Raw genomic sequence first — 26,445 nt, forward strand, 5'->3', positions numbered from 1 at the left:
TTATTGGCAGACGGCTGGCGCAGGCAAGGCGCTGTAACATTTGCTCACTTTTGATACGCGCGAGATATGGAAATCAGGAAATTTTGACATGCCCGACGTAAAAACAGCCCCTGGGAACGGGGCTGTTTGGCGTGCGGTTTATTGCGCCGGCAAGCTTTGCACCGGTGTGGCCGGCGCCAGGATGGGCGGCACGGGGGCGTGGATGGGTGCCGGCGCCTTGACCGCCAGCCAGCCTGTGGCCGGCAGCAGCGGCACCAGCAGCAGGGCCACGATATTGATGATCTTGATCAGGGGGTTCACCGCCGGACCGGCCGTATCCTTGTACGGGTCGCCCACCGTGTCGCCCGTGACGGCCGCCTTGTGCGCGTCCGAACCCTTGCCGCCGAAGTGGCCATCCTCGATGTACTTCTTCGCATTGTCCCAGGCGCCGCCGCCCGTGGTCATCGAAATGGCCACGAACAGGCCCGTCACGATGGTCCCCATCAAGAGGCCGCCCAGCGCCGCTGGCCCCAGCAGCATGCCCACGACGATGGGCACGACCACGGGCAGCAAGGAGGGCACGATCATTTCACGGATGGCCGACGCCGTCAGCATGTCGACGGCCTTGTCGTATTCGGGCCGCGCCGTGCCTTCCATGATGCCCTTGATGTCGCGGAACTGCCGGCGTACCTCCACCACCACGGCGCCCGCCGCGCGGCCCACGGCTTCCATCGCCATGGCGCCGAACAGATACGGTATCAGGCCGCCGATGAAGAGGCCGACGATGACCATGGGGTTCGACAAATCAAACGTGATGTGCTGGCCCACGGATTCGAGCGCATGCGTGTAGTCGGCAAACAGCACCAGCGCGGCCAGGCCGGCCGAGCCGATGGCATAGCCCTTGGTGACGGCCTTGGTCGTGTTGCCGACGGCGTCAAGGGGGTCGGTGATGGCGCGCACGGAGTCGGGCAAGCCCGACATTTCCGCGATGCCGCCCGCGTTATCGGTGATGGGACCGTACGCGTCGAGCGCGACGATGATGCCGGCCATCGACAGCATCGACGTGGCCGCAATGGCGATGCCGTACAGGCCCGCCAATTGATACGAGACGAGGATGGCGATGCAGACGGCCAGCACCGGATAGGCAGTGGACTTCATCGACACGCCCAGGCCGGCGATGATGTTGGTGCCGTGGCCCGTCGTAGACGCTTCGGCGATGTGGCGCACGGGCTTGAAGTCCGTGCCCGTGTAGTACTCGGTGATGTAGACCATCAGGCCCGTGAGGACGATACCGACGACGGTGGCGCCCAGCATCTTGTAGCGCATGGCGTCGTCGGGCCACAGCAGCCAGGTGACGACGGCAAAGCCGACCAGGGACAGGCCGGCCGCCCACCACAAGCCCGTGTACAGGGCCGACATGATCTTCGCACCCGGCTTGGTCTTGACCATCGAGCAGCCGACGATGGAAGCGAGGATGGACACGGCGCCCAGCAGCAGCGGGTAGATGATGGCCGTGCTGCTCGCCTCGGCCATCAGCAGCGCGCCCAGCAGCATGGTGGCGATCAGGGTCACGACATAGGTTTCGAACAGGTCGGCCGCCATGCCGGCGCAGTCGCCCACGTTGTCGCCCACGTTGTCGGCGATGACGGCAGGGTTGCGCGGATCGTCTTCGGGTATGCCCGCCTCGACCTTGCCCACCAGGTCCGCGCCCACGTCGGCGCCCTTGGTGAAGATGCCGCCGCCCAGCCGCGCGAAGATGGAAATGAGCGAGGCGCCGAAAGCCAGGCCGATCAAAGGCTTGATCAGGTCATGCTGGGTCAGGCCGGGCGCGCCCGTCGTCACCAGCAGCCAGTAGAACAGGGTCACGCCCAGCAAGCCCAGTCCCACGACCAGCATGCCCGTGATCGCCCCGCCCTTGAAGGCCACGTTCAGCGCCTGGTTGATGCCATGCGTGGCCGCCTGCGCCGTGCGCACATTGGCCCGCACCGAGACATTCATGCCGATGAAGCCGCAGGCGCCCGACAGCACGGCGCCGATCAGGAAGCCCAGCGCCGTGTGCAGGCCAAGCAGCAGATAGATGGCGATCAGGAGCACCACGCCGACGATGGCGATGGTGCGGTACTGGCGCGCCAGATAGGCGGCCGCGCCCTGCTGGATGGCCAGCGCGATTTCCTGCATGCGCGCGTTGCCGGGATCCTGCCTCAGAATCCAGCTACGCGACACCAAACCGTAAATGACTGCGACCACGCCGCAGGCTACCGCAAACCACAAACTGGCTGCCATATCGTCCCCTTCTGTTTTTATCCGACGTCATTGCCAACAGCTGCAGACCGCACCGGGTAGGCACGCGCAGCCAGGAAAACACGACCTGCAAAAAAACTGAACCACGAAAACGATACGGCGCCCGCCTGAAGCGCGGGCACAAAAAAAGCGGACACTGAGGTCCGCTTTTCAAACACTGCTTATTCCGCCAGGGCGGCAAATGCGCTGTCGCGGATTTGCTCGACCGGACCGACGCCGGCGATGCGGCGGTATTTCGGCGCGCCTGGCAGGCCGGACTTGGCCCAGTCATTGTAGTAGTTGAGCAAAACCTTGGTCTGGTTGTGGTACACGTCCAGGCGCTTCTTGACGGTTTCCGCCTTGTCGTCGTCGCGCTGGATCAGGGGCTCGCCCGTGATGTCGTCGACGCCGTCGACTTTTGGCGGATTGAATTTGACGTGGTAGACGCGGCCCGAACCCGGGTGGCTGCGGCGGCCGTCCATGCGCTCGATGATCGAAGCGTCAGGCACGTCGATTTCCAGTACGTAGTCGACATTGATGCCGGCATCTTTCATGGCGTCCGCTTGCGCGATGGTGCGCGGGAAGCCGTCGAACAGATAGCCATTGGCGCAATCGGCTTCCTGCAGGCGGTTCTTGACCAGGCCGATCATGATGTCGTCCGACACGAGGCCGCCCGCATCCATGACTTTTTTCGCTGCCAGGCCCAGTTCCGTACCTTCCTTGATCGCCGCGCGCAGCATGTCGCCCGTGGAGATTTGTGGAATATTGTATTTTTCTTTGATGAAGTTAGCTTGGGTGCCCTTGCCGGCACCGGGTGCTCCTAAAAGTATCAGACGCATTGAAAAGTTCCTAAAAAACAGATTTTGGATGGTGGTATGTGTAATTATTTTTAGATGGTGTTGCCAAGGCTATCTTTCCGTACGAAACTTACCACAAAAAATCCCCGGAACGCCAGTTTGCTATCGAATTGCTATGCCCTGATTGATCAAAGCCAGCAATTCGCGAGGCAGACGTTTCAAAATGTGGTTTTTACTGCAGGCGCACAAAACTTTATTTGCACGCCTGCCGTTTTACGGGTAGCGCTTACAGGGCACCGTAGTGGGCTTGCACCCTGGCAAGATCTTCCGGCGTGTCGACACCGGCGGCCGGCGCCGAGTCCGTGACATGCACGGCGATGGCAACACCGTGCCACAGCACGCGCAACTGTTCGAGCGCCTCGATCGCTTCCAGCGGCGACGCGGACAATTGCGGATATTCTTGCAAGAATGCATTGCTATATGCATACAGGCCGATATGGCGCAGCGGCACATAGCCGGCCGGTATCGTGTCTTTCGACTGCGCGAAGCCGTCGCGATGCCACGGAATCGTCGCGCGCGAGAAATACAAGGCGCGGCCATTCTTGTCCAGCACGACCTTGACCACGTTCGGGTTGAACGCATCGGCCACATCGTGCAGCGGATGGGCGCACGTGGCCATGGGGACGGCGGTGCTGATCTGCGCCGCGCAGGCGGCCAGCAAGGCCGGATCGATCAAGGGTTCGTCGCCCTGCAGGTTGACGACGACGGCATCGAGCGGCAGCTCGAGCGTGCGCGCCACTTCGGCGATGCGGTCCGTGCCCGACGGATGGTCGCTGCGCGTCATGCACACTTCCACGCCATGCGCGGCGCAGGCGGCGCGGATGGATTCGTGGTCGGTGGCGACGATGACGCGCGCGGCGCCAGACAGGGCTGCCTGCTCGGCCACGCGCACCACCATGGGTTTGCCGCCCAGGTCGGCCAGCGGCTTGCCCGGCAGGCGCGTCGAGGCCAGGCGGGCCGGGATGATGACGATGAACGCCATCGTTATTCCACTGCGTCTTGCAGGGTGCGCGCTTCGTCCGCCCACATGATGGGGATGCCATCGCGGATCGGATAGGCGAGGCGGTCGGCGCGGCAAATCAGTTCCTGCGCCTTTTTATCGTGTTCAAGCGGACCCTTGCAAACAGGGCAGACCAGGATATCAAGCAGTCGAGCGTCCACGACATTTCTCCACAATTTGTTGGGCCAGCGCGCTATCGATGCGCGCACTGACGGGGACGACCCACAGTCTCGGGTCATCTTTGAGATATTCAATTTGCGCACATTTTACTGCATCCTTCTCGGTGATCAAGATCACATCCGTGTCGAGCGCCGCAAATGGCTGGTCGAGGAAGTCGTGATGGTCGGGCAAGGGCAGTTCCATGAAGTCCAATCCGGCGCCGCGCAGCATGGCAAAGAAGCGCTGGGGGTTGCCGATGCCGGCCGCCGCCACGATGCGCTGGCCGCTGGCCGCCAGGGTTGCAAGCGCCACGCTTTCGCCGCGGTTCACCATGCGTTCGGCCACGCCGCCGGCCAGCAGCATCTGTACCACCAGCCCGCCCTGCGGCGCGACCCTGGCCACCAGTGCCGGCGCCAGCTCGGGTGCATTGATCACCGTCACGTCGCGCCGGCGGCGTGGCGATTCGCGCAAAGGCCCCGCCGGCAGCAGCCAGCCATTGCCCGCGCCGCGGCCGTCGAACAGCACAATTTCCACGTCGCGTTGCAAGGCGTAATGCTGCAAGCCGTCGTCCGTCACCAGCACGTCGACGTCCGGGTGCGCGGCCAGCAGCGCCCTGCCCGCTTGCGCGCGGTCGCGTCCCACCATCACGGGGCAGCCGCCGCGCTGGAAGATCAGCAGCGGCTCGTCGCCCACCTGCTGCGGCGTGGAAGCAGCGGTGACGGCGCGCGGCGAACGGTCGGCGCTGCCATGGCCGCGCGAAATGACGCCCGGACGCATGCCCGCGTCGCGCAAGGCTTGCACCAGCCAGATCGTCAGCGGCGTCTTGCCCGTGCCGCCGATAAAAATATTGCCGACGACGACGACGGGCACGGGCAGGCGCGCGGATTTGATGATATTTGCCCCGTACAGTCCGCGCCGCACAGCGCTCAGGGCACCGAACAGCAGGGAGACAGGCCACAGCGCGCACGCCAGCGGGCCCCGCGTCAGCCAGGCACGGGTCAATGTGGTTTCAAGCTTGGCGGGGGAGGATGTGGGCATGGAGGGAGGAGTAAAGGGCTGGGGTCTGACCCGGCGGGTCAGACCCCAATTTTGTTGCCGGTAACGGTCGAAATTTACTTGCCACCCGCCTGCGCCGCAAACGTCAGCTTTTCATAGCCGGCCAGGCGCGCCGCTTCCATGACGTGGATGACCATCTGGTGCATGGCGAACTGGTCGGCGTTGACCACGACGACGGGCGTCTGCGCGGGCGCATTGCCGCCGTTGGCTGCCTTTGCCGCGTTCTGCAGGGCATCGGCCAGGCCGGCCACGTCGCGGAACGAGACCGGTTCGCGGTTGACCGTGTAGTTGCCCTTGGCATCGATGGTGACATCGATCTGCTGCGGCTTCTCCTTCGCCTGCTCGGCGTCGGCCGTCGGCAAGGTGATCTGCAGCTCCGTAAACTTGCTGTAGGTGGTGCTGACCATGAGGAAGATCAGGATCACCAGCAGCACGTCGATGAACGGGATCAGGTTGATTTCGGGGTCTTCACGTCCCTTGCCTTTGCGGAAGTTCATTTGCGGCCACTGTGGACGATGTCGACGAACTTGACCGCTTGCTGCTCCATGTCAATGACGAAGCTGTCGACGAGGGCGCGGAAGTGGCGGTAGAAGACGAGGGTCGGCATGGCGATGGCCAGGCCGAAACCCGTGTTATACAGGGCCACCGAGATACCGTGCGCCAATTGTGCGGGATTCGAGCCGCTGGCGTTTTGCGAGCCGAAGATTTCGATCATGCCCACCACCGTGCCGAACAGGCCCATCAGCGGCGCCAGGGTGGCGATGGTGCCCAAGGTCGTCAGGAAACGTTCCAGCGTGTGGGCCACGCCGCTGCCCGCCTCTTCGATCGATTCCTTCATCACCTCGCGCGGCGCGTCGACGTTGCGCAAGGCGGCGGCCAGCACCACGCCCAGCGGCGAATTGCCTTCCAGTTTGGCCACCGTATCCGGCGTGATCTTGCCGCTGCGATACACCTGCACCACTTCATCGAACAGCTTGCGGGGCAGGATCTTGGCGCGGCGCAAATACAGCAGGCGCTCGATAATCAGGGCCAGGGCAACGATGGAAGCGATCAACAACAGCCAGATGGGCCAGCCAGCGGCTTGAAATATAGCGAGCAAAAGAAACTCCTGGTAAAGGGAAGGCGATGGAGCGCCCGAACAGCCTGTATTGTACCGAGCGCCAAAGACCGATTGTACGTGCGCGCAGGAATGGCGCAATGTAGCGCGTTGCCGCGCCGGCGGCAAGTGGCGCCTGCATGGCACTTGTCCCCACCGCGCAGTGAGCACCTGCCGCTGCGGCCCAGTTTTGCACACTTTGTGTGGATAAGATTGTGAGCAAGCATGAAGTCCAGAACACAAGTCATTGATTTACATGGAGATTATCGTGCTGCGCAAAATACAGGCATAGCAGCTTATCGACAGTAGTCAATGTCAATAAGTCAATATCTGAAGAGTTCTGCACATTTACTGTGGACAAGATTGTGCGCAAAGCCGAGGAATGCAATCAAGTCATTGATTTTAAAGGAAATTAAATCAGTGCATAAAAAAGTGGCAGACAGCGAGCAATCAGCGCCAGACAGGCCGTCAAAGTTCTGCACACAATCTGTGGACAAGATTGTGCGCAAGCGTACGGATACGCGCCAAGTACATTGATTTATATCGTTTTTATTGCCATGCATAAAAATGTGGCATTGGCTGAAAAGCGTGTTTTTCACGGCCCGATTCCACGTCAAAACGGCAGTTTTCCACCGCCAGCGCAGTTCCACACATAAAGTGTGGATAAGATTGTGAGCAAGCCGATTGACTCCATGCAAGAGCATTGATTCTAAAGGGATTTTTTTATCTGCTGAAAAATAAGGCAGCAATTTGGCATGATCACACGGTGGAAAACCCGGATAAACCACGAAACGGTTTATGCAGTTTTGCACACATTCTGTGGATAAGATTGTGAGCAAGGCGTACGGTGCGATGCTACACCCTTGATTTATATGGCTATTTTTATGCTGCGCAAAATTAAGGCAAGCCATGCAATGGGCCTTCCAGTGGATAAATCCGCTGCCGCGCCAGAGTTCTGCACATTTTTTGTGGATAAGATTGTGCGCAAGGCCATGCATGGCATACTAAGCGCTTGATTCATAGGCACTTTATTTCCGTGCGCAAAAATGTAGCAAGGCACTTTTATCGCTCCAACAAGGCCAGCCCAGCCATGTTTATCCAAGGCAAAAAGTTCCGCACACTTTCTGTGGATAACTTTGTGCGTAAGTGGCAGGGGCTACACTGATGTGCTTGATATTAAAGGATTTTTTCCCTGTGCACGCAAATCAGGCATACGGGAATTCGTCATGAAATCAATTACTTAGAAATAGAACTTGTTGTTTTGCGCGATATATGACATAAGCATGACCTCGCCGATAATATGTGGACAGTTCCCTTCCCGCTCCCAGCTTTATGATGACCGACAACCCGACTGACAGCGGCTTTGCCGCCCCACCCGTGCTGACCGTCAGCGCCCTGAACCAGGCCGTCGCGCGCCTGCTCGAGCGCTCGTTCCCCCTGACCTGGATCGCCGGCGAGATTTCCAACTTCACGCGCGCCGCTTCCGGTCACTGGTACTTCACCCTGAAGGACGATGGCGCCCAGGTGCGCGCCGTGATGTTCCGCGGCCGCGCCCAGTACGCGGGCTTCACGCCGCGCGAAGGCGACAAGGTCGAAGTGCGCGCCCTCGTCACCCTGTACGGCGCGCGCGGCGATTACCAGATCAACGTGGAAGCCATCCGCCGCGCCGGCGTGGGCGCCCTGTACGAAGCGTTCCAGCGCCTGAAGGAAAAGCTGGCCGCGCAAGGCCTGTTCGACCAGGAACGCAAGCGCGCCATCCCCATGTTCGCGCGCAGCATCGGCATCGTCACCAGCCCGCAGGCGGCCGCCCTGCGCGACGTGCTGATCGCGCTCAAGCGCCGCGCGCCGCACGTCAATATCATCCTGTACCCGACGCCCGTGCAGGGACAACAGGCGCCGGAAAAGATCGCGCACGCCATCCGCACGGCATCGACAAGGGCCGAGTGCGACGTGCTGCTGGTATGCCGTGGCGGCGGCAGCATCGAAGACCTGTGGTCGTTCAACGATGAAGCCGTCGCGCATGCGATTGCCGACTGTTCCATGCCCGTCATCAGCGGCGTGGGCCACGAGACGGATTTCACCATCGCCGACTTCGCGGCCGACCTGCGCGCGGCCACGCCGACGGCGGCGGCCGAACTGGCGGCCACGCCGCGCGCCGACTGGATGGCATCCCTGCGCGCCGATGCGGCCGACCTGCGCCGCGCCATGCGCCGCAGCCTCGACGACGCGGCGCAAACACTGGACCGCCACAGCCGCCGCCTGCTCAACCCGAAGGCGCAGCTGCAGCAGCAGCGCTTGCAGCTGCTGGCCCTGTCGACGGCCATGACGCATGCGGCGCGCGCGCCCGTGAATCAGTCGCGGTACGCGCTCGAGCGCCTGCGCTCGCGCTGGGCCAACCTGCGGCCCGACGTCACGGCATCGCGCACGCGGCTGGTGGAAGCCCAACGCCGCAGCGGCGCGGCCATGGCGCAGCAGCTGGGCCAGCGGCGCCACCGCCTCGACGGCCTGGCGGCGCAGCTGGAACTGCTGAACCCACAGCGCACCCTGGAACGCGGCTACGCCATCCTGCGCGATGAAAAGGGGAATATCGTGCGCTCGCCGACGCAGCTGCAGGCGCGCCAGAACGTCAACGTGCGCCTGGCCGAAGGCAGCGCGCAGGTCGGCATCGCCAGCGTGCAGGCGACGTTAGAATAAAAAAGGCCGGGGAAGAACCCCGGCCCAACACCTTCCCTACTGAGTGGACTGCTACCGCAACTGCTCTTTCACACTACCTGATCAAAACTTCATCGACACGCGCGCGCCAAACGTACGCGGCGCGTTGTAGAAGGCGCCGTAGATCTGCTGCGTGGGCTGGCATGGCATGCCCACGTCCGTGCAGATTTCGTTGACGTCGAGCTTGACCGCCTTGTCGGTGGCGTTCTGCACGAACGCTTCCACCGTGTAGGCCTTGTTCGCCGGCTGGAAGCGCAGGCTCAGGTCCAGGGTCGTGTAGGCTTCCTGGCGCTTGACGCCGGCGTGGCCCGGCACGTCGCCGTTGAAGGCGCCCGCCCCCACGTACGACATGGTTTCATAGTGCACCGAAGCGCGCGGCGTGATCTGGCCGCCGGCGACATTGAAATCATGCTCGTACTGCACGGTGGTGGAAAACTTCGGCGCATGCTTCATGGTGCTGCCGCCCACGTTCACCAGTGGCGCCGTCGAGCCGCAGGACTGGCCATTCGCACGCGCCGCATCGACGTCGCAGGACATGAAGTCGTCGTACACGGCTTTCAACCAGGTGGCGTTGCCCGTCAGGCGGTCGACCTTCGTTGGCCGCCACACCCATTCCGCTTCCAGGCCCTTGACGGTGGCGCCGGCCGCATTGAAGTTGGCCAGCACGCTGTTGACCACCTGCGATTCGAGCTTGTCCTTGTACTTCATCAAAAACGCGTCGAGGTTCAGGGTCAGTTCGCGGTTCAGCAAGTCCGACTTGAAGCCGATTTCATAGCTGGTCAGCTTTTCAGGCTTGGTGGTGGCGCCGCCGTCGCCGATGGCCGGCGAATGGAAGCCCGTCGTCACGGAACCGAACAGCAGAATGTCCGGACGCAGCTTGTACTCAATGCGGCCCAGCCAGGTGGCCTGGCCGTATTTCAGGTCGGCCGTATTGTCGCCTGGCGCACTGCCGCAGGTGGCGGCCGTAATGGCGCCGCCCGGGCCGATATTGTGCGTGTTGGCCAGGCCCGTGCCCGGCGTGACGAGCTGGCGCAACTGGTCGGCAGTGAGGACCGTGGTGCCCAGCGGCGTGTTCGCGGGCCAGTTCGGGCATGCCCAGTTCTTGCCGCCGACGTCGAATTTATGGTCTTTCGTGTAGCGCGCGCCGGCCGTCAGCTTGATCTGGTCCGTCACTTGCTGGCTGACCTGGCCGAACACGGCTTTCGATTTGAGCTGGCGGTCGCCCTGGATGAAGGACATCGACGACGCGTACTGGCCCACGGTCGGCTGCACGAAGATCACGGCGCCGTTGGCGATATCCTGCTGCACGGCCGCCTGCGAAATCTGGCTGCGGTCGATGTCGAAGCGCACCTTGTTCTTTTCATTGAACAGGAACAGGCCGGCCACCCACTGGAACGGCGCGTCGTCGTCCGAGCGCGCCTGCAGCTCGTGCGAATAGCTGTCGAACTGCGCCCAGTCCGTGCGGTTTTCCGACTTGAAGCCGGGGAACAGGCCCGCATCCGAGTCGTTGCTGTTCTGGCGCTTGTAGCGGCTCCAGCTGCCCAGGTACGTGAAGTCCAGCGCGTCCGTCGGCTTGTAATTGAGCTTGCCCTTGTAGGTCAAAATCGACTGGTCCAGGGTGCCCGGCGTGTCGATCAGGGCCGAGCGCAGCTTCTCGCCCCGTTTCGGTTCAGCCGCCAGGTAGACGTTGCCGGCGCCCTGGTCGAGAAAGTAGTCGGCGATGAAGGTGCCGCGCAGCTGCGGCGTGAACTTCCACAGCAAGGAGGCGCGCACGCCCATCTGGTCGCCGGCGCCATACTTGGCCGTGCCCGGCATGACGTTCGAGCCGCGGCGGAAGTCCACCGTGCCGTCGTGGCTATCCTTGATGGCGGCGATGCGCAGCGCCACGTCGTCGGAAAACGGGATATTGATCATGCCCTGCGTCTGCAGGTGGCGCTTGTCGCCCACCGTGATGCCGGCTGAGCCCATGAACTTGGCCGTGCTAGGCGCGGCCGACACGAGGTTGACGGCGCCGGCCGTCGAATTGCGGCCGTTCAGCGTGCCCTGCGGTCCGCGCGCCACCTCGACGTGCGACAAATCGTACATCAGCGCCGTGGCGCCCTGCGGACGCGGCGAATACACGCCGTCGACATAAAAGGCGACGGCCGGGTCGCCCAGCTCCGTGTGGTTGGCCGAACCGACGCCGCGCATGTAGACGTGCACGCCGCCCGAGTCGCCATGCTGCTCGACGACGAGGCTCGGCACCATGGTGGCCAGCGACGCCAGATCCTTGACCTGGTTGTTTTGCAGGGTGTCCTGGTTGAAGGCGGTGACGGCCAGCGGCGTCTCCTGCACGAAGGTATTGCGGCGCGTGGCCGTGACGACGATGCGGTCCATCTGTTCGGCTGCCGGCTTTGCCGCGTCCGTGGCGGCAGCCTCCTGGGCCATGGCGGCGCCGCTGCCCAGCAAGATGAACTGGGCGAAGGTCGCATGCGCCAGGCTGAGGGCGATGGTATTGCGTTTGAGCTGTTGCATTGTTGTTGTCTCCTGTACCGCTGGTTGATTGATGATCACATAGCTCTTTGGCTATTGCTGCACATTTTTTGGGTGTCAATCTGAAGTCATGTCGCCTCCGTGCGGGGTCAATGGGTAGCCACGGCGCGCCCGGCCGTGTCGAATAGAAAGGCATGGCCCTCTTCCGGCGCAAAGCCGATGGCGCTGCCCTGCGCCAGCGCGTGGCGCGCCTCGCCATGCAGCTTGATGGCCACCGCGTGCGGGCTGCCGTCCAGCATCGCGTGAATAATTTGCGCGTCGCCCAGCTGCTCGATCAGGGTCACCTTGGCGCCATAGCCTTCGTGGCGCGGCACCAGGCGCAGGTGTTCGGGACGTATGCCGACCAGCATGCCCGCCTCGCCGCCAAGCTGGCTGGCCAGCGCGGGGACGGCGGCGCACGGCAAGAAGTTCATGCGCAGCGCGCCGATGAAGCCGGCCACGAACTGGCTGGCCGGATGGCGGTACAGGTCCAGCGGCGCCCCCACCTGCTCCAGGTGGCCGCCGTGGAAGACGGCGACCCGGTCACCGAGGGTCATGGCTTCGACCTGGTCGTGGGTCACGTAGATCATTGTCGTGCCCAGTTCCTGGTGCAGCTTGGCCAGCTCGATGCGCGTCTGCACGCGCAAGGACGCGTCGAGGTTGGACAGCGGTTCGTCAAACAAAAACACCTTGGGCTGGCGCACGATGGAGCGTCCGATGGCCACGCGCTGGCGTTCGCCGCCCGACAATGCTTTCGGTTTGCGGTCGAGCAGGTGCGTGATCTGCAAAATCTCGGCCACCTTGCCGACGGCCGCGCGCACTTCCGCTTCCGGCTTGCCCGCCAGTTTCAAGGCAAAACCCATGTTGTCGCGCGCCGTCATGTGCGGGTACAGCGCGTAGCTCTGGAAGACCATGGCGATCCCCCGCTCGGCCGGCGCCACGTCATTGGCCAGCAAGTCGCCGATGCGCAGCTGGCCCGCGCTGATATCTTCCAGTCCCGCGATCATGCGCAGCAGGGTCGACTTGCCGCAGCCGGACGGCCCGACGAAGACCATGAATTCGCCGTCATGGATATCGAGGTCCAGGCCCTTGACGATTTCCGGGCCGTCGCCATAGGTCTTGCGGATGCCGCGCAGGGAAATGGCGGCCATGTCAGTGCTCCTCGGCCAGGACGGCGGCGTGGGATGCGCGCTGGGCCGCGATGAAATCGCGGTACCACAGGGCGCTGTCCTTGAAGCTGCGCTGCTGCGTGGCGTAATCGACGTAGACCATGCCGAAGCGCTTGGCATAGCCGGAGTTCCACTCGAAGTTATCCATCAGGCTCCAGTAGAAATAGCCGCGCACGTCGATGCCCTGCGCGATCACGGCGCGCAAGGCGTCCAGGTGCAGCTGCACGTACTCGATGCGCGGCGCGTCATGGATCTTGCCGTCGACGGGCTTGTCGGCCACGGCCATGCCGTTTTCCGTGATGTAGACGGGCGGCAATCGGTATTCGCGGTGCAGGCCGACCAGCAGTTCCGTCAAGCCCTGCGGATAGGTTTCCCAGCCCATGTCGTTGACACCGAGCTTGCATTCGGGCTTGCGCGGCGGCGTCTCGGCGCTCATGAAAGCGCGCGTGTAGTAGTTCACGCCAAGGAAATCGATGGGTTGCTTGATATCTATGAAATCGTTTTCAAAGATGGATAAAGCAGAAGCGTCGACGTGTTTCAGGGCCAAAGCCGGGTAGCGGCCCTTGAAGATGGCGTCCATATACCACTGCACCGAGCGCGCATATTCGAGTTCGGCCAGTTCGCGGTCCTGGGCGCTGTCGGTGGCCGGCGTGGCAGTCCATTGATTGAGCACGATGCCCAGTTTCGCGGGCGGATTGACGGCGCGCATCACCTGCATGGCCAGGCCGTGCGACAGCAGCAGATGGTGCGACACTTGCACGGCGGCGGCCGGGTCGGCCATGCCGGGGGCGAACTGGCCCGTGCCGTGGCCCAGCACGGCCGTGCACCACGGTTCGTTATGGGTGGCGATGCTGGCGACCTTGTGGCCGAAGCGGCGCGCCACCTCGGCCGCATAGGCGGCAAAGTGATAGCAGGTGGCGCGATTGAGCCAGCCGCCCTCGTCCTGCAAGGCTTGCGGCAAGTCCCAGTGGTACAGGGTCAGGTGCGCGTCGAGCCCCTTGGCGGCCAGGGCGTCGAGCAGGCGTCCATAGAAATCGAAGCCGGCCTCGTTCCAGGCGCCGGAACCCGTGGGCTGCACGCGCGACCAGGACATGGAAAAGCGGTAGGCGTTCACGCCCAGGCTGGCGATCAGCTCCACGTCCTCCGCGTAGCGGTGATAGTGGTCGCAGGCCACGTCGCCATTGCTGCCGTCGATGATCTTGCCATCCGTGTGGCTGAAGGTATCCCAGATGGAGGGGCCGCGGCCGTCGATGGCGGCGGCGCCCTCGATCTGGTAGGCGCTGGTGGCCACGCCCCAGGTGAAGGTGGCGGGAAAGTTGGTGTCAATATCGTCGTTATGCATGGTGGTCATGTCAGTGTGAGTGGATGAAAAGAGTGCTAGCCTTTGACGGCGCCCTGGGTCAGTCCTTCAATTAAACGCTTCGAGGCGACAAAAAACATCAGCAGCAGCGGCAGCACGGCAATCGCGGCGCCCGTCATCAGCGCGCCCCACTCCGTGTTGTTCGGCGCCTGCATGCTACGCAGGGCCAGCGGGATCGTGTAGTTCTCGACCGAACGCATGACGACCAGCGGCGTGATGAAATTGTTCCACGAGTTGATGAAGGTGATCAGGCCCAGGGTGCCCATGGCGGGACCGATCAGCGGCAGCACGACTCTCCAGTAGATGGCGAATTCACCGCAGCCGTCGATGCGCGCCGCCTCGATCAGATCCTTCGGAATCGCCGTGCCGATGTACTGGCGCATCAGGAAAATACCCAGCGCGCCGGCCGCTCCCGGCACGTACAGGGCGCGCGGCTGGTCCAGCCATCCGAGGAAATCCATCAGCATGAAGGTCGGAATCATGTTCATGAAAGACGGGATGATCATCGACGCCATCACCAGGGTGAACAGGGGCCGCTTGAAGCGGAATTCGTACATGGCGAACGCATAGCCGCCCAGCGAGCAAAAGAACAAGGTCAGCGCCGTCGTCATCAGGGCCACGTACAGGCTGATGCCGATATTGCGCCAGAACGGCAGGCGCTCCTGCAGCAATTCCAGGTTGTTGAGCAGGGCAGTGCCGAACCAGCGCGGCGGCGGCAGGCTGTAGATCTCGGCGCTCGTATGCGTGGCGAAGACGAACATGAAGTAGAACGGCGCGACCATGATCAGGGCGCCGATGGCCACCATGGCGTAGGCCGTCCAGCGGGTGGTTTTCATCGGGCCTCCTTGCGCTCATTGCGTTCGTTGCGGCTGAAAATGCGGTTATTGACCCACGTGGTGCTGGCGATGATCAGGAACAGCAGCCAGGAAATGGCCGACGCCGTGCCGAAGTCGCCCGAGGAAAACGCCGTCTTGTAGACGAAGATGGCCGTCGTCATCACCGACTGGCTCACGCCGCTCGATTCGGCCACCAGCACGAACGGCTCCTCGAACAGCTGCAGGTTGCCCATGATGGTGAGGGTCACGGCCAGGTAGATCATCGGACGCAGCTGCGGCAAGGTGATGTACCAGAATTGCTGGCGTTTCGACGCGCCGTCGATGGTGGCCGCCTCGTACAGATCCTTGGGGATCACCTGCAGCGCGGACAGATACAGCACGAGGTTCCAACCCAGGTAGCGCCAGAAAATCACGAAGGCGACGGCCGGCTTGATGAACAGCGAGCTGCCCAGCCAGTCGATCGATTCGGCAGGGAACAGGCCACCGATTAACGGCAGGCTGGCGCACCATTGGATCAGCACATTGATCTGGCCATAGTCGCGCGAGAACAGGGTGTTGAAGACCATGGCGATGGCCACGCTGGACGTGATGAACGGTAAAAAGTAAATGCCGATCACCAGGTTGCGCGAGCGCTTGAAGCTGTTGTGGATAAACGCTGCCAGCGGAATGGCCACCAGGTGCTGCGGCACGCCCGAGGCCAGCGCCAGCCACACGGTATTACCCAGCGAGCGCAAGAACCATGGGTCGCTCAAGGCGTACTTGTAGTTGTCCAGGCCCACCCACTGCATGGCTTCCACGCCGCTGGCCGCTTCCCACTGGTTGAACGACAGATAGATGGAAAACAGCAGCGGGAACAGGCTGAAGACGGCGAACAAAATGAAGAAGGGGCTGATGAAAATATACGGCGCCCACTTCTTCATGTTGAAGCGTTTCCTGGCGGGCCTCGCCGCCGCAGCAGCGGGCGCGCCATCGGTACAAGGCATGGAGGTAGTCATGCTGCTCCTAGCGCCGCGCGCGATGGGTGATCAGGGCCTTGGCGTCGGCCAGGGCCGTCTTGATATCCTTGTTTTGCGCCAGCACGCTTTCCAGTTCCATGTTGACGATGTCGCGCGCCACGGCGTCGAACTTGTCGACGCGGATGACGGGGATTTTCGCCGCCGTGTCGCGCGCCAGAATGCGCGTCTTCTGGCCGCCGAAATACGGTTGCGGCTCGTCCATCATCGGGTCCGCATACGCGGCCTTGAGGGCGGGGAAGGCGCCGATCTCTTTGAGCGAGTGCAGCTGGATATCCTTGTTGACGGTCATGAACTTGATGAATTCCCAGGCCTGGGTTTTATTCGCCGCCTTTTTCGGAATGCCGTAGAACGAGCCGCCGTACGACGCCAGCGCGCCGGCCGGCAGGCTCGCCGCACGCCACTGGCCCTTGGAATCGGGCGCCAGCCACTTGGCCAGGTGGCCGCTCAACCACGAACCCATCATCTGGCTCGCCACCTTGTCGCGCTTGAAGCCTTCGGCCCACTCGCCCGTCCAGGCCACGGTGCGCGCATCGATGCCGGCGACCCGCGCCGCCTTGGCCAGTTCGAAGGCCTTGACGAAGCGGGGCGAGTCGACCAGCACCTGGCCCTTGTCGCCAAAGTAGATGCCTTCGCCATCTTTCAAATTGGCGCGGATGACGATGTCGGCCAGGTCGCTGGCGCCGGCCAGCAGATAGGTGCCGGTGGCAGCCTTGAGCTTCTTGCCGGCGGCGATATATGACTCCCACGATTGCGTCAGATCGGTTTCCTTGATGCCCGCCTTGTCCATCAAGTCCTTGCGGTAGAACAAGGTGCCCGGTCCCAGGTCGGCCGGCATGGCGCCCAGGGTGCCGCGCGAACTGGTCGCCTGCACGAAGGTGAACGGCACGAACTGGGCGCGGTACTGCCCTGCCCCGTACGGCGGCTGCAGCAAGTCTTCCATGCCCTTCGATTCGGCGAAGCTGCCCACATAGCGGAAGTCGATGGCCATCACGTCGGGCAGGCGCGCGCCGGCCGCCAGCGCCGTCGTCATCGAGTTATGGTGGTCGTCGATCTGCAGGCTGACCAGCTTGACCTTCACTTGCGGATACAGTTTTTCCCACAGGGGCAAGGCCGTTTTCACGGCGCGGTCCAGGTCGGGGAACGAGGCGACGGTAATCGTGGCCGGGGCCAGCGCCGGCCACGGTGCGGCCGGCGGGACGGCTGCGGGCGCGGCGACCACACCGGCGGCCAGGGTCAGCGCTGCCAAAGGGGCGGCGCCAAGGATGCTTGACTTCATTATTTCATCTCCGTTTATTGAGCGTCTTCTATCTTGAAAACGTTTTCACAACATGTGTCCATTTAACACCGCAAAGAAAATCAAGTCAACCGAAAAAGTTGTCATTTTTATTGAGGGCAGCGCGGCGAGATGCATGCCGTGGCAAGTGTTCTCCTATGAAAAAGGCGAAAATACAGGCTGCCGGGCTTGCTGTTGTTTTTTGTGAAAACGTTTTCAAGCGTAGGTCGGATTAGCGCTACGCGCGTAATCCGACGTGCACAGCCAACAATATGTCGGGTTACGCCCTGCGGGCTAACCCGACCTACGCCGACCTACCCCGAGTGACGGCCCCCTGTGGGCATTTATGGTAATCTTTCGATGAAAAGGTTTTCAGAGCACTGAGAACCAGTCATCTTGATACCCAGGAATCACCTTGAACGATAGCGCCCGCCTTGCTCCCCCTTCCACCCTGCTCGACGTGGCCCGCCAGGCCGGCGTGTCGCCCAGCACCGTTTCGCGCATCCTCAATGGCACGGCCAGGGTCTCCGACGACAAGCGCGATGCCGTGCTGGCGGCCATCGCGCACATGAAATTCGCGCCGAACCAGATGGCGCAGGGGCTGAAGAAGGGCCGCTCGATGACCATCGGCATCGTGGTGCAGGATATTTCCAGTCCCTTCTTCGACGAAAGCCTGCGCGGCGTGGACGACGGCTTGAAGGACACGGGCTATGCGTCCGTCATCGTCAGCGGGCACTGGAATGCGCAGGAAGAGGCCGATCGCATCCGCTTGCTGCTGGCGCGGAAGGTCGACGGCATCATCCTGCTGTCGGGGCGCATCTCGGACGAGAGCGTGCTTGATTTCTCGCAGCAGCGCCCTATCGTCTCGACGGGCCGCCTGCTGGCCACGAAAAGCGCCATCGGCTTCAAGCTCGACAACGAATACGGCGCCTACCTGGCCGTGCGCCACCTGGTGGAACTGGGCCACCGCCGCATCGCCTTCGTGGCCGGCCCCGCCAACAACACGGATGCGGCCGAGCGCCTGACGGGCTACCAGCGCGCGCTGCGCGAAGCGGACATCGCCATCGACCCGAAACTGATGGTGGAAGGTGATTTCCATGAGGCAAGCGGGATGCTGGCCATGAACCATTTGTTCGATACGCAGCAGCAATTCAGCGCCGTCTTCGCCGCCAACGACCTGTCCGCCTACGGCGTGCGCCTGTGCCTGTACCGCAAGGGCATCCGCGTGCCCGACGATATCTCGCTCGTCGGCTTCGATGACTTGCCCGGCTCGTCCTACACGACGCCGCCGCTGACGACCATCCACCAGCCCCTGTACGACATCGGCCGCATCGCCACGGAAGCGCTGCTGGGGCTGATCAATGGCGAAGCCGTGCAGGCGGCCATTCCACCGCTGGAACTGATCGTCAGGGAAACCACCCGGCGCATCCGTTGAGGCTTGCGGCTTGGAACTTTTCTGCCCGATTCAGGCTGAACGAGAATCACTACGCTACCGGCATCCATAACGCGTGCCGGAATCTGCAGCAATGGCGCATCCGCTTTACAATAGTGGCTCGTTCAGCAAGAATGCCTGCTTCAAGCAAGCTTGGCTCAACCCTCCGGCCACAGGCTGGAAGACTCCGAACACTCACCATAAGGGACATCACATGGAACATACTCTGCCACCACTGCCATATGAAATGGACGCTCTGGCGCCGCATATTTCGAAAGAAACCCTGGAATACCACTATGCCAAGCATCACCAGGCGTATGTCACCAACTTGAACAACCTGATCAAGGGTACCGAGTTCGAGAACCTGTCGCTGGAAGAAATCATCAAGAAATCGTCGGGCGGCATCTTCAACAATGCAGCCCAGGTATGGAACCACACCTTCTACTGGAACGGCATGAAGCCGGCCGGCGGCGGCGCGCCTGCGGGTGCCGTGGCTGACGCGATCAACGCGAAATGGTCGTCGTTCGACAAGTTCAAGGAAGAATTCACCAAGTCGTGCGTGGGCAACTTCGGTTCGGGCTGGACCTGGCTGGTGCAAAAAGCCGACGGCTCCGTCGACATCGTCAACACGTCGAACGCCGGCTGCCCGCTGACCACCGGCGACAAGCCGCTGCTGACCTGCGACGTCTGGGAACATGCCTACTACATCGACTACCGCAACCTGCGCGCCAAGTACGTGGAAACGTTCTGGGGCCTGGTCAACTGGGACTTCGTTGCCAAGAACTTCGCGTAAGCGCGGAACCTTGTCAACGTAGGGCGAAAAGAAGCCTGCGCCACCCCGCGCAGGCTTTTTTTTGCCTGCTGAAAGGCACGGCGCTGCGCTACAATCACTGCCCCGCCACCGCTATCTCCCTCTGCCACGATGTCCGCCCGCCTGCTGCGCCGCCTGTTGATCCTGCCCCTGCTGGCGTGCCACCTGCACGCGTGCGCGGCCGCCCCATCGCCCCTGCTGTCCGACTACACGCACAATGCCTGGGGCGCCCTGCAAGGCGCGCCCGTCGATGTGCTGAAATTCGCCCAGGGCAAGGATGGCTGGCTGTGGATCGCCACGGCCACCGGCTTGTACCGCTACGATGGCGTGCGCTTCGACAGGGTCGACAGCGTGTGCGGCCACCGCCTGCCGTCGAGCAATGTGCTGGGCCTGGCCACGCCGGCCGACGGCGCCGTGTGGGTCGGCTACCGCCTCGGCGGCGTCAGTGTCTTTCGCAAGGATGGCACGCGCACCTACCGCGAGGCGGACGGCTTGCCGCCGGGCGCCGTGTTCCATATCGAGGTAGCGCCCGACGGCGCCATCTGGGTCGGCACGCGCGATGGCGCGGCGCGCCTGGCGCCGGGCGCCGACCGTTTCGTTGCGCAGGCAGCCAACGTGGGCCTGCCCGACAAGCGCGTCTACCAGATCCTGTTCGCCCGCGACGGCACGCAGTGGATGGGCACCATGCATGGCGCCTATTTCCGCAGGCCGGGCGAGACGCGCTTTTCCCATGCCTGGCCGCGCACCATCCTCACCGGCATGGATGAAGCGCCCGACGGCGCCATCTGGGCCGTCGATGCGCAAAGCAATTACTACCGCGTGCGCACCAGCGCGCCGCGCGGCGATGCGCCCATCCGGCCCGATGCCAGGGGCAACAGCATCCGCTTCGACCGCGCCGGCACCATGTGGCTGATGCAGCCCGACGGCATCGAACGCAAGTTCGACCCTTCCGGCCCCAGCCTGCCGGCCCAGCGCCTGACGCGCCAGAACGGCATCAGCGGCCCATTGCCGCAAACCTCGTTCCAGGACCGCGAAGGCAATCTGTGGTTCGGTACCTCGACGGGCCTGGACCGGCTGCGGCCGAACCGCCTGAAGACCCTGACCGTTGCCGTGCCCTTCGACCATCCCGGCATGCTGCCGGGGCCCGACGGCGACGTGTGGATCGGCGACTACGTCAGCGACGTGCGCAGCTTTACGGCCGACGGCGTGAAAAAAGTGATCCTGAAAGGGGCGCTGGCGGCCAGCCACTGGGCGCCCGACGGCACGCTATGGCTGGGCAACGAGCAGGAACTCCACCATCGCGCGCGCAACGGCGCCATGACGCGCGTGGCGACGCCCGTGCAGGGACTCGATCCGCAGGCGCTGCAGCAAGACCGCTCGGGCGCCCTGTGGGCCTCGTTTTCCGGCGGCGGCCTGTTTCGCCTGAACGAAGGAAAATGGAGCGCGAACGGCGGCCTCTCGGGCTTGCCGACGGTACTGACGACGGCCATGGCGATGGATGGCGCCGGCACCGTCTGGCTGGGCCATGCCGACAATACCATCAGCCTGGTGGCCGACGGCCAGCGCGCGGGCGCCGTCAGGCGGCTTGGCGCCGCCGAGGGCCTGCAAGTGGGCACCGTGCTGCAGCTGTACCGCGATGGCGACGCGATGTGGGCCGGCGGCGAAAACGGCGTGGCCCTGTACCGCGCCGGCCGCTTCCACACCTTGCGCGGCGCGCGCGGCGCGGTGTTTCGCGGCGTGTCGGGCATCGTGCGCCTGCCGGACGGCGACCTGTGGCTGCATGGCGCGGACGGCATAGCCCATATCGGCGCCGCCAGCCTGGCCGCGTGGATGCGCGATGGCAGCGCCGTCACCTCGGAACGCTTCGACGCGCTCGACGGCTTGCAGGGCCATGCCTCGCAGCTGCGCCCCGTGCCGTCGCTGATCCATGCACCCGATGGCAAGTTGTGGTTTTCCACCTCGGCCACTATCGGCATGCTCGACCCGTTGCATATCCGCCGCAACGCCCTGGCGCCGCCCGTGCAGATCCACAGCCTGCTGGCCAATGGCGTGCGTTACGCGCTGGACGATGGCAAGCCGCAGCACCTGCCGCAAGGCAGCAAGACCCTGCAGATCGGCTTCACGGCCCTGAGCCTGTCGATGCCGGAACGCGTGCGCCTGCGCTACAAGCTGACGGGCGTGGACGCGGGCTGGCAAGAAGCGGTCGGACGCCGCGAAGCCTACTACACCAACCTCGCGCCCGGCAGCTACCGCTTCGAGGTCACGGCCGCCAACGAAGACGGCGTGTGGAACACGCAAGGAGCGGGGCTAGACATCGTCATCGCGCCCGCCTTCGTGCAAACGCCGTGGTTCGTCGTGCTGCTGGTGCTGGGCGCCGCGCTGCTGCTGTATGGCGGCTATGTGCTGCGCATCCGCCACCTGACGCGCAACATGCAGGAGCGGCTGCAGGAACGCTTGCAGGAGCGCCTGGCCGAACGCTCGCGCATCGCCCGTTCGCTGCACGACACCCTGCTGCAAAGCGTGCAGGGCCTGATCCTGTCGTTCCATGCGCATGCGGACATGCTGCCCAAGGGCACGCGCGAACGGGCGCGCCTCGACGGCACGCTCAACCTGGCCGACCAGCTGCTGATCGAAGGGCGCGACCAGATCATGGACTTGCGCGCCTCGGCTGAACCGGACGAACTGCGCCTGGCGCTGCAGCAATTCGGCAAGGGCCTGGCCGAGCACCGCGCGCACGCGTTTACCGTGCATGTGAGCGGCACCTGCCGACGCCTGCAGCCGCGCGTGCATGACGAGATCTATGCGATCGCGCGCGAAGCGCTGTTCAACGCCTCGCGCTATGCCGAGGCGGCCAACATCGTGCTGGAACTCGACTATGCGGAGCAGGCATTCACCCTGCGCGTGCGCGACGACGGCTGCGGCCTCGATGACGCCGTGGCGCAAACGGGCCAGCGGCCCGGCCACTGGGGCCTGGTCGGCATGCGCGAGCGCGCCGCCGGCATCGCGGCCAGCCTGCGCATCGACAGCCGGCCCGGCGCCGGCACGCAGATCGAAGTGAGCGTGCCAGGCCGCCTCGCTTACTGAGGGCGCGCCGGCCGCCGGGCTTGTTCTATGTGAACCGCGGTCGCGCCGCACCGTGAACTGAATCTGCGCCAGCGCAAACGGGAGCGGGCGGCAAGCGCCCATACTGGCCGCTCCGATGTCTTACCCGTTTGTGCCATGAGCAAACTCATCGATATTTCCCTGAACCGGTGGGACTCCAGCGGCAGCACCGCGCAGCAGGCGGCGGCGCAGCAGGCACTCGAAGACGGGCAGGTGCTGCTGCTGCCCGCGCTGGGCTTTCCCCTGCGACAGGAAGAGCATGCGCTGCTGAACGGCGCCGTGGGTAGCGCCGGCAGCGCCAAGAACATCAGCTGGGAACCGGCGCGCGGCGTGCGCGGCCACGGCGACGCCTACGATGCGACCCTGCTGGCCGCGCTGATGCAGCGCTATGCGCGGCACACGCAGCGCCTGCTGGCCGGCTTGCTGCCTGCCTATTCGGCCCACCTGCAGCAAGGCAAGGGCAGCTTTCGGCCCGTAGAAATTGCCGGCAGGGTGACCTCGTGGCGCAAGGACGATACGCGCCTGCACGTCGACAGCTTTCCCTCCTCGCCCACGCAGGGCCGGCGCATCCTGCGCGTCTTCACCAACATCCATCCGCGCGACGCCCCCCGCGTGTGGAAACTGGGCGCGCCATTCGAGCAGGTGGCGCAGCATTTCCTGCCCGTCGCAAAACGCCCGCAACCGGTGCTGGCGGCCCTGCTGCAATGGCTGCGCGTCACCAAGTCGCGGCGCACGGCCTACGACCACTACATGCTGCAGCTGCACGATGCCATGAAGGCCGACCTCGGCTACCAGGCGCAGGTGGAACAGCACACGCATGCGTTCGCGCCGGGCCAGACGTGGATCGTCTTCAGCGACACGGTATCGCACGCTGCCCTGCGGGGACAGCATGCGCTGGAACAAACCTGGCTGCTGCCCGTTCACGCCATGGCGGCCCCGCACAAGTCGCCGCTGGCCATCCTCGAACGCCAGTTGCAACGTCCGCTGGCCTAGCCGGGGCTCAGGCTGGCAAGCGGGCTGCCTTGAAGCGCCGCCAGGCCTTGTGCATGCGGCCATCGCTGCCTTGCGCCTGCGCGCGCGCCGCCAGATAGCCGCGCACGAAGGCCGCGTGCAGCCGCAACCGGTCCTGGGCCGACTGGTCAGCCTGGTCGGCCTGGCCAGCCGGAACTTCGGGCAATTCCTGCAGCAGCCGGTCGGCCACCTGCACGTCGTTGAGCCAGCCCAGTTCATCCTGCAAGGCCGACAGCCGCCCCACATACGGTTTCACGGCCCTGCCCGCAAACAGCGAGGCAAAAAATTCCGTCGCGTAGCGCGTCTTCTTGGCCGCGATGCGCACCCGGTGGCGCTGCTGCGGCGTGGCATGCAGCAAACGCTTGCCGCGCTTTATCAGGCGGCGCTGGTCCTTGCGCAAGGTCGCGCGGGCAAATGGCGAAACGCGCGCATCCAGGCGCCGCAACTGGCGCGCGGAACAACTGTCGCGCCAGGCGCGCGCCTGCAGCCAGCGCTGCAAGCCCAGCATGCAGGCCGTGTAGCGCGCCGAGGTGACGGCCTGGGCCGCCAGTTCGTGCTTGAGGCGCGCCTGCGCGTGCGCCGCCTCCGCCAGCGCCGCCGCATCCGTGGCCGCTACACCGTCCAGCTGTGCCAGGGTATTGTCCGCCAACACATCCCAGTCGCGCGCCTCGCCCAGCGCACCGCCCAGCCACTCGAGTTCGCCCTTCAAGGCATCGGGCAGCGCCAGCAGGGACTTGAACATGCCCAGCGCCGAGCGCAAACGGCGCAGGCCCACGCGCATCTGGTGCACGCTTTCCACGTCCTCGCCCCCCGCCACGCCATCCTGGTTGCCGCTCACTTGTTCGAGGCAATTGCTGGCGATGACCAGGAATACCTGTTCCACGGACATGGCCGCGTCCAGCGCCAGGGGCTGCGCCTTGACCGCCTGCAGAGGCTGTGACGCCGCGAGCCGGTAACCGCGCTCCGCCTTGCTCATGTGGCCCAGCTGCAGCGGCACGTCTTGCAGCAGGGCCAGCGCCACGTCGAACAGGCTGGACGCCTGCCCCTGCTTCAATTCCAGTTCGATCTCGCTGACGGGCACGCTGCGCGCGGCACCATCGCCACCATCGGCACCATCCCCGTCGCTTTCAATGACACCCTGGTCCAGCACGCATTCGATCTGGTCGCCCTGCGGCGTGCGCAACTGCCATACGGTGCGCTCCATGCGCGTACTGAACACGGGCTGCAAGGCATCGCGGATGGCGTCCTGGCGCAGCAGCGCGCGGATGGGCTGCTTGCGGCCGATGGCCGCATCGAGCGCGGCCAGGTCCGGTTGCGGCCCCGGCACCTCGCCTTCCCATTCGTGGCGGCTGTGCAAACCGCCGCTGACGGTGCCGCCCGCCTTCAGGGTTTGCACCCAGCGCCCGTCCACCTGGCGCACGCGCAAGCCCGCCTGGTGGCGGCACAGCTGCAGATCGGGCGTGTCGACATAGATATCGTGCATCCGCAGCAGTTGCGGCTCACCTTGCGTGGTTTGCGCCAGCAGCGGGTGCGCGCGCAAACGCGGTACATCTTGCTGCGCCAGCAACAATTTCAATTCGATTTCCATGACCGCTCCTTGCGAGACTCCTGATCGCCCATTGTAAGGCGCGTGCGGCCGCGCGTACGGCGCACGCACACGGACCTTGATTTTGCGCGAAAATAAGCGCTTCATTCAACCAGGAGATGCCATGACCTACCACGCCGCCGAGAACCGCTACGACAGCATGCAATACCGCACTTGCGGGCGCAGCGGGCTGAAACTGCCGCTGCTGTCGCTGGGACTGTGGCATAACTTTGGCGACAGCAACAATCTGGCATCGCAGCGCGACATGCTGCGCACCGCGTTTGACCTGGGCATCACGCATTTCGACCTGGCCAATAACTACGGCCCGCCGTATGGCAGCGCGGAAAGCAATTTCGGCAAGCTGCTGCGCGACGATTTTCTGCCCTACCGCGATGAGCTGATCATTTCCACCAAGGCGGGCTGGGACATGTGGCCGGGGCCGTACGGCCAGGGCGGCGGTTCGCGCAAATATGTGCTGGCCAGCCTGGACCAGAGCTTGCGTCGCCTGGGCCTCGATTACGTCGACATCTTTTACTCGCACCGCTACGACGCCGACACACCGCTGGAAGAAACCATGGGCGCGCTGGCCACCGCCGTGCAGCAGGGCAAGGCGCTGTACGTGGGCCTGTCGTCGTATTCGCCGCAAAAGACGGCCGAGGCGGCAGCCCTGCTGAAGGAATGGAAAGTGCCGTGTCTGATCCACCAGCCCGCCTACAACATGCTCAACCGCTGGATCGAGGAAGACGGCTTGCTCGACACCCTGCAGCAGGAAGGCATCGGTTGCATCACGTTCACGGCGCTGGCGCAAGGGCTGCTCAGCGACAAATACCTCGATGGCGTGCCGCAGGATGCGCGCGTCAACCGTCCCGGCGGCGGTTCGCTGACGCAACAGCACCTGAGCGCGGAAAACCTGGCCCGCGTGCGCGCGCTGAACCAGATCGCCGCGCAGCGGGGGCAAACCCTGGCGCAGATGGCGCTGGCCTGGGTGCTGCGCGATCCCCGCGTCACTTCGACCCTGATCGGCGCGAGCAGCAGCGCGCAAATCCGCGAAAATGTGGCCGCGCTGCAGCAACTGTCGTTCACGGCCGACGAACTGGCCGCCATCGACGTGCAGGCGCGCGAAGGCCATATCAATCTGTGGGAAGGTCCGTCGCGGGCCACCTGATCACCCGTCCTGCGCTTGTGGCGGCGGCAGCCTGC

At 64.0% G+C, this 26,445-nt stretch carries 21 protein-coding genes; 6 read left to right on the top strand and 15 right to left on the bottom strand.

What is annotated here, in order from left to right; all coding sequences use genetic code 11:
* Nucleotides 1-138: 138 nt before the first annotated feature.
* The 8 genes from MRBLMS1_RS22505 to MRBLMS1_RS22540 form a co-directional block, all read right to left on the bottom strand.
* Nucleotides 139-2,262: a sodium-translocating pyrophosphatase gene (locus MRBLMS1_RS22505; protein WP_436482867.1), complete on the bottom strand. Its 2,124-nt coding sequence runs from the start codon at nt 2,260-2,262 to the stop codon at nt 139-141.
* Between the two features lie 179 nt (nt 2,263-2,441).
* Nucleotides 2,442-3,098, bottom strand: a complete 657-nt coding sequence (gene adk / locus MRBLMS1_RS22510) for an adenylate kinase (protein WP_034751729.1) — start codon at nt 3,096-3,098, stop codon at nt 2,442-2,444.
* A 244-nt stretch (nt 3,099-3,342) separates the two neighbouring features.
* Nucleotides 3,343-4,098 carry a 3-deoxy-manno-octulosonate cytidylyltransferase gene (kdsB, locus tag MRBLMS1_RS22515; protein ID WP_485882054.1) on the bottom strand — a complete coding sequence of 252 codons (756 nt, stop codon included), beginning with the start codon at nt 4,096-4,098 and terminating at the stop codon, nt 3,343-3,345.
* A gap of 2 nt (nt 4,099-4,100) precedes the next feature.
* Nucleotides 4,101-4,277 carry a Trm112 family protein gene (locus tag MRBLMS1_RS22520; protein WP_010395789.1) on the bottom strand — a complete coding sequence of 59 codons (177 nt, stop codon included), beginning with the start codon at nt 4,275-4,277 and terminating at the stop codon, nt 4,101-4,103.
* Nucleotides 4,258-5,313 carry a tetraacyldisaccharide 4'-kinase gene (gene lpxK / locus MRBLMS1_RS22525; protein ID WP_485882057.1) on the bottom strand — a complete coding sequence of 352 codons (1,056 nt, stop codon included), beginning with the start codon at nt 5,311-5,313 and terminating at the stop codon, nt 4,258-4,260. The genes MRBLMS1_RS22520 and lpxK overlap by 20 nt, the downstream gene beginning before the upstream one ends.
* 74 nt (nt 5,314-5,387) lie before the next feature.
* A complete protein-coding gene (locus MRBLMS1_RS22530) occupies nt 5,388-5,828 on the bottom strand; it encodes an ExbD/TolR family protein (RefSeq protein ID WP_485882059.1) in 441 nt (146 codons plus the stop codon).
* Complete coding sequence (locus MRBLMS1_RS22535) at nt 5,825-6,430, bottom strand: MotA/TolQ/ExbB proton channel family protein (protein WP_058050625.1); 606 nt, start codon at nt 6,428-6,430, stop codon at nt 5,825-5,827. Before MRBLMS1_RS22535 ends, MRBLMS1_RS22530 begins: the two co-directional genes overlap by 4 nt.
* Nucleotides 6,431-6,750: 320 nt before the next feature.
* Complete coding sequence (locus tag MRBLMS1_RS22540) at nt 6,751-7,425, bottom strand: hypothetical protein (protein WP_485882062.1); 675 nt, start codon at nt 7,423-7,425, stop codon at nt 6,751-6,753.
* A 334-nt stretch (nt 7,426-7,759) separates the two neighbouring features.
* On the opposite strand from MRBLMS1_RS22540, the gene xseA reads away from it, so the two are divergent.
* Nucleotides 7,760-9,121 carry an exodeoxyribonuclease VII large subunit gene (xseA, locus tag MRBLMS1_RS22545; protein WP_485882064.1) on the top strand — a complete coding sequence of 454 codons (1,362 nt, stop codon included), beginning with the start codon at nt 7,760-7,762 and terminating at the stop codon, nt 9,119-9,121.
* Nucleotides 9,122-9,202: 81 nt separating this feature from the next.
* Here xseA and MRBLMS1_RS22550 read toward each other — a convergent pair whose 3' ends face one another.
* The 6 genes from MRBLMS1_RS22550 to MRBLMS1_RS22575 form a co-directional block, all read right to left on the bottom strand.
* Nucleotides 9,203-11,653, bottom strand: a complete 2,451-nt coding sequence (locus tag MRBLMS1_RS22550) for a TonB-dependent receptor (RefSeq protein WP_058050627.1) — start codon at nt 11,651-11,653, stop codon at nt 9,203-9,205.
* A gap of 107 nt (nt 11,654-11,760) precedes the next feature.
* Complete coding sequence (locus MRBLMS1_RS22555; protein WP_485882067.1) at nt 11,761-12,801, bottom strand: ABC transporter ATP-binding protein; 1,041 nt, start codon at nt 12,799-12,801, stop codon at nt 11,761-11,763.
* A gap of 1 nt (nt 12,802) precedes the next feature.
* The gene (locus MRBLMS1_RS22560) at nt 12,803-14,170 is read right to left on the bottom strand and encodes a GH1 family beta-glucosidase (RefSeq protein WP_485882069.1); all 1,368 of its coding nucleotides are present in this window, start codon (nt 14,168-14,170) and stop codon (nt 12,803-12,805) included.
* A 26-nt stretch (nt 14,171-14,196) separates the two neighbouring features.
* Nucleotides 14,197-15,015 carry a carbohydrate ABC transporter permease gene (locus tag MRBLMS1_RS22565; RefSeq protein WP_034751746.1) on the bottom strand — a complete coding sequence of 273 codons (819 nt, stop codon included), beginning with the start codon at nt 15,013-15,015 and terminating at the stop codon, nt 14,197-14,199.
* A complete protein-coding gene (locus MRBLMS1_RS22570) occupies nt 15,012-16,010 on the bottom strand; it encodes a carbohydrate ABC transporter permease (RefSeq protein WP_485882072.1) in 999 nt (332 codons plus the stop codon). The genes MRBLMS1_RS22565 and MRBLMS1_RS22570 overlap by 4 nt, the downstream gene beginning before the upstream one ends.
* A gap of 7 nt (nt 16,011-16,017) precedes the next feature.
* A complete protein-coding gene (locus MRBLMS1_RS22575; RefSeq protein ID WP_485882074.1) occupies nt 16,018-17,307 on the bottom strand; it encodes an extracellular solute-binding protein in 1,290 nt (429 codons plus the stop codon).
* A gap of 412 nt (nt 17,308-17,719) precedes the next feature.
* On the opposite strand from MRBLMS1_RS22575, the gene MRBLMS1_RS22580 reads away from it, so the two are divergent.
* The 4 genes from MRBLMS1_RS22580 to kdoO all read left to right on the top strand — a co-directional run bounded on the left by MRBLMS1_RS22580 (nt 17,720) and on the right by kdoO (nt 23,642).
* Nucleotides 17,720-18,739, top strand: a complete 1,020-nt coding sequence (locus MRBLMS1_RS22580) for a LacI family DNA-binding transcriptional regulator (RefSeq protein ID WP_128140218.1) — start codon at nt 17,720-17,722, stop codon at nt 18,737-18,739.
* Nucleotides 18,740-18,950: 211 nt separating this feature from the next.
* A complete protein-coding gene (locus MRBLMS1_RS22585) occupies nt 18,951-19,529 on the top strand; it encodes a superoxide dismutase (protein ID WP_034751750.1) in 579 nt (192 codons plus the stop codon).
* Between the two features lie 129 nt (nt 19,530-19,658).
* The gene (locus tag MRBLMS1_RS22590; protein ID WP_485882077.1) at nt 19,659-22,631 is read left to right on the top strand and encodes a sensor histidine kinase; all 2,973 of its coding nucleotides are present in this window, start codon (nt 19,659-19,661) and stop codon (nt 22,629-22,631) included.
* 135 nt (nt 22,632-22,766) lie between these two features.
* Complete coding sequence (gene kdoO, locus MRBLMS1_RS22595; RefSeq protein WP_485882079.1) at nt 22,767-23,642, top strand: Kdo hydroxylase KdoO; 876 nt, start codon at nt 22,767-22,769, stop codon at nt 23,640-23,642.
* 7 nt (nt 23,643-23,649) lie between these two features.
* Here kdoO and MRBLMS1_RS22600 read toward each other — a convergent pair whose 3' ends face one another.
* Nucleotides 23,650-25,248 (bottom strand): CYTH and CHAD domain-containing protein, encoded by a 1,599-nt coding sequence (locus MRBLMS1_RS22600; protein WP_485882081.1) that lies wholly within the window; start codon nt 25,246-25,248, stop codon nt 23,650-23,652.
* A gap of 121 nt (nt 25,249-25,369) precedes the next feature.
* Here MRBLMS1_RS22600 and mgrA point away from each other — a divergent pair, with 121 nt between their 5' ends.
* Nucleotides 25,370-26,410, top strand: coding sequence for an L-glyceraldehyde 3-phosphate reductase (mgrA, locus tag MRBLMS1_RS22605; RefSeq protein WP_485882083.1), 1,041 nt, complete (start codon nt 25,370-25,372; stop codon nt 26,408-26,410).
* Nucleotides 26,411-26,445: the final 35 nt, after the last annotated feature.

It is taken from the genome of Massilia sp. LMS1-1-1.1, assembly GCF_040815535.1.
GTDB lineage: Bacteria > Pseudomonadota > Gammaproteobacteria > Burkholderiales > Burkholderiaceae_D > Janthinobacterium > Janthinobacterium aestuarii.

Bases quoted from the DNA above. Each gene is read 5' to 3' on its own strand.
- MRBLMS1_RS22530 (WP_485882059.1), bottom strand. From the start codon at position 5,828: ATGAACTTCCGCAAAGGCAAGGGACGTGAAGACCCCGAAATCAACCTG.
- MRBLMS1_RS22590 (WP_485882077.1), top strand. From the start codon at position 19,659: ATGTCCGCCCGCCTGCTGCGCCGCCTGTTGATCCTGCCCCTGCTGGCG.
- MRBLMS1_RS22565 (WP_034751746.1), bottom strand. From the start codon at position 15,015: ATGAAAACCACCCGCTGGACGGCCTACGCCATGGTGGCCATCGGCGCC.
- MRBLMS1_RS22555 (WP_485882067.1), bottom strand. From the start codon at position 12,801: ATGGCCGCCATTTCCCTGCGCGGCATCCGCAAGACCTATGGCGACGGC.
- MRBLMS1_RS22575 (WP_485882074.1), bottom strand. From the start codon at position 17,307: ATGAAGTCAAGCATCCTTGGCGCCGCCCCTTTGGCAGCGCTGACCCTG.
- MRBLMS1_RS22505 (WP_436482867.1), bottom strand. From the start codon at position 2,262: ATGGCAGCCAGTTTGTGGTTTGCGGTAGCCTGCGGCGTGGTCGCAGTC.
- MRBLMS1_RS22600 (WP_485882081.1), bottom strand. From the start codon at position 25,248: ATGGAAATCGAATTGAAATTGTTGCTGGCGCAGCAAGATGTACCGCGT.
- adk (WP_034751729.1), bottom strand. From the start codon at position 3,098: ATGCGTCTGATACTTTTAGGAGCACCCGGTGCCGGCAAGGGCACCCAA.
- lpxK (WP_485882057.1), bottom strand. From the start codon at position 5,313: ATGCCCACATCCTCCCCCGCCAAGCTTGAAACCACATTGACCCGTGCC.
- MRBLMS1_RS22540 (WP_485882062.1), bottom strand. From the start codon at position 7,425: ATGCATGGCCTTGCGCACAATCTTATCCACAAAAAATGTGCAGAACTC.
- MRBLMS1_RS22560 (WP_485882069.1), bottom strand. From the start codon at position 14,170: ATGACCACCATGCATAACGACGATATTGACACCAACTTTCCCGCCACC.
- kdsB (WP_485882054.1), bottom strand. From the start codon at position 4,098: ATGGCGTTCATCGTCATCATCCCGGCCCGCCTGGCCTCGACGCGCCTG.
- mgrA (WP_485882083.1), top strand. From the start codon at position 25,370: ATGACCTACCACGCCGCCGAGAACCGCTACGACAGCATGCAATACCGC.
- MRBLMS1_RS22570 (WP_485882072.1), bottom strand. From the start codon at position 16,010: ATGACTACCTCCATGCCTTGTACCGATGGCGCGCCCGCTGCTGCGGCG.
- kdoO (WP_485882079.1), top strand. From the start codon at position 22,767: ATGAGCAAACTCATCGATATTTCCCTGAACCGGTGGGACTCCAGCGGC.
- MRBLMS1_RS22585 (WP_034751750.1), top strand. From the start codon at position 18,951: ATGGAACATACTCTGCCACCACTGCCATATGAAATGGACGCTCTGGCG.
- xseA (WP_485882064.1), top strand. From the start codon at position 7,760: ATGATGACCGACAACCCGACTGACAGCGGCTTTGCCGCCCCACCCGTG.
- MRBLMS1_RS22550 (WP_058050627.1), bottom strand. From the start codon at position 11,653: ATGCAACAGCTCAAACGCAATACCATCGCCCTCAGCCTGGCGCATGCG.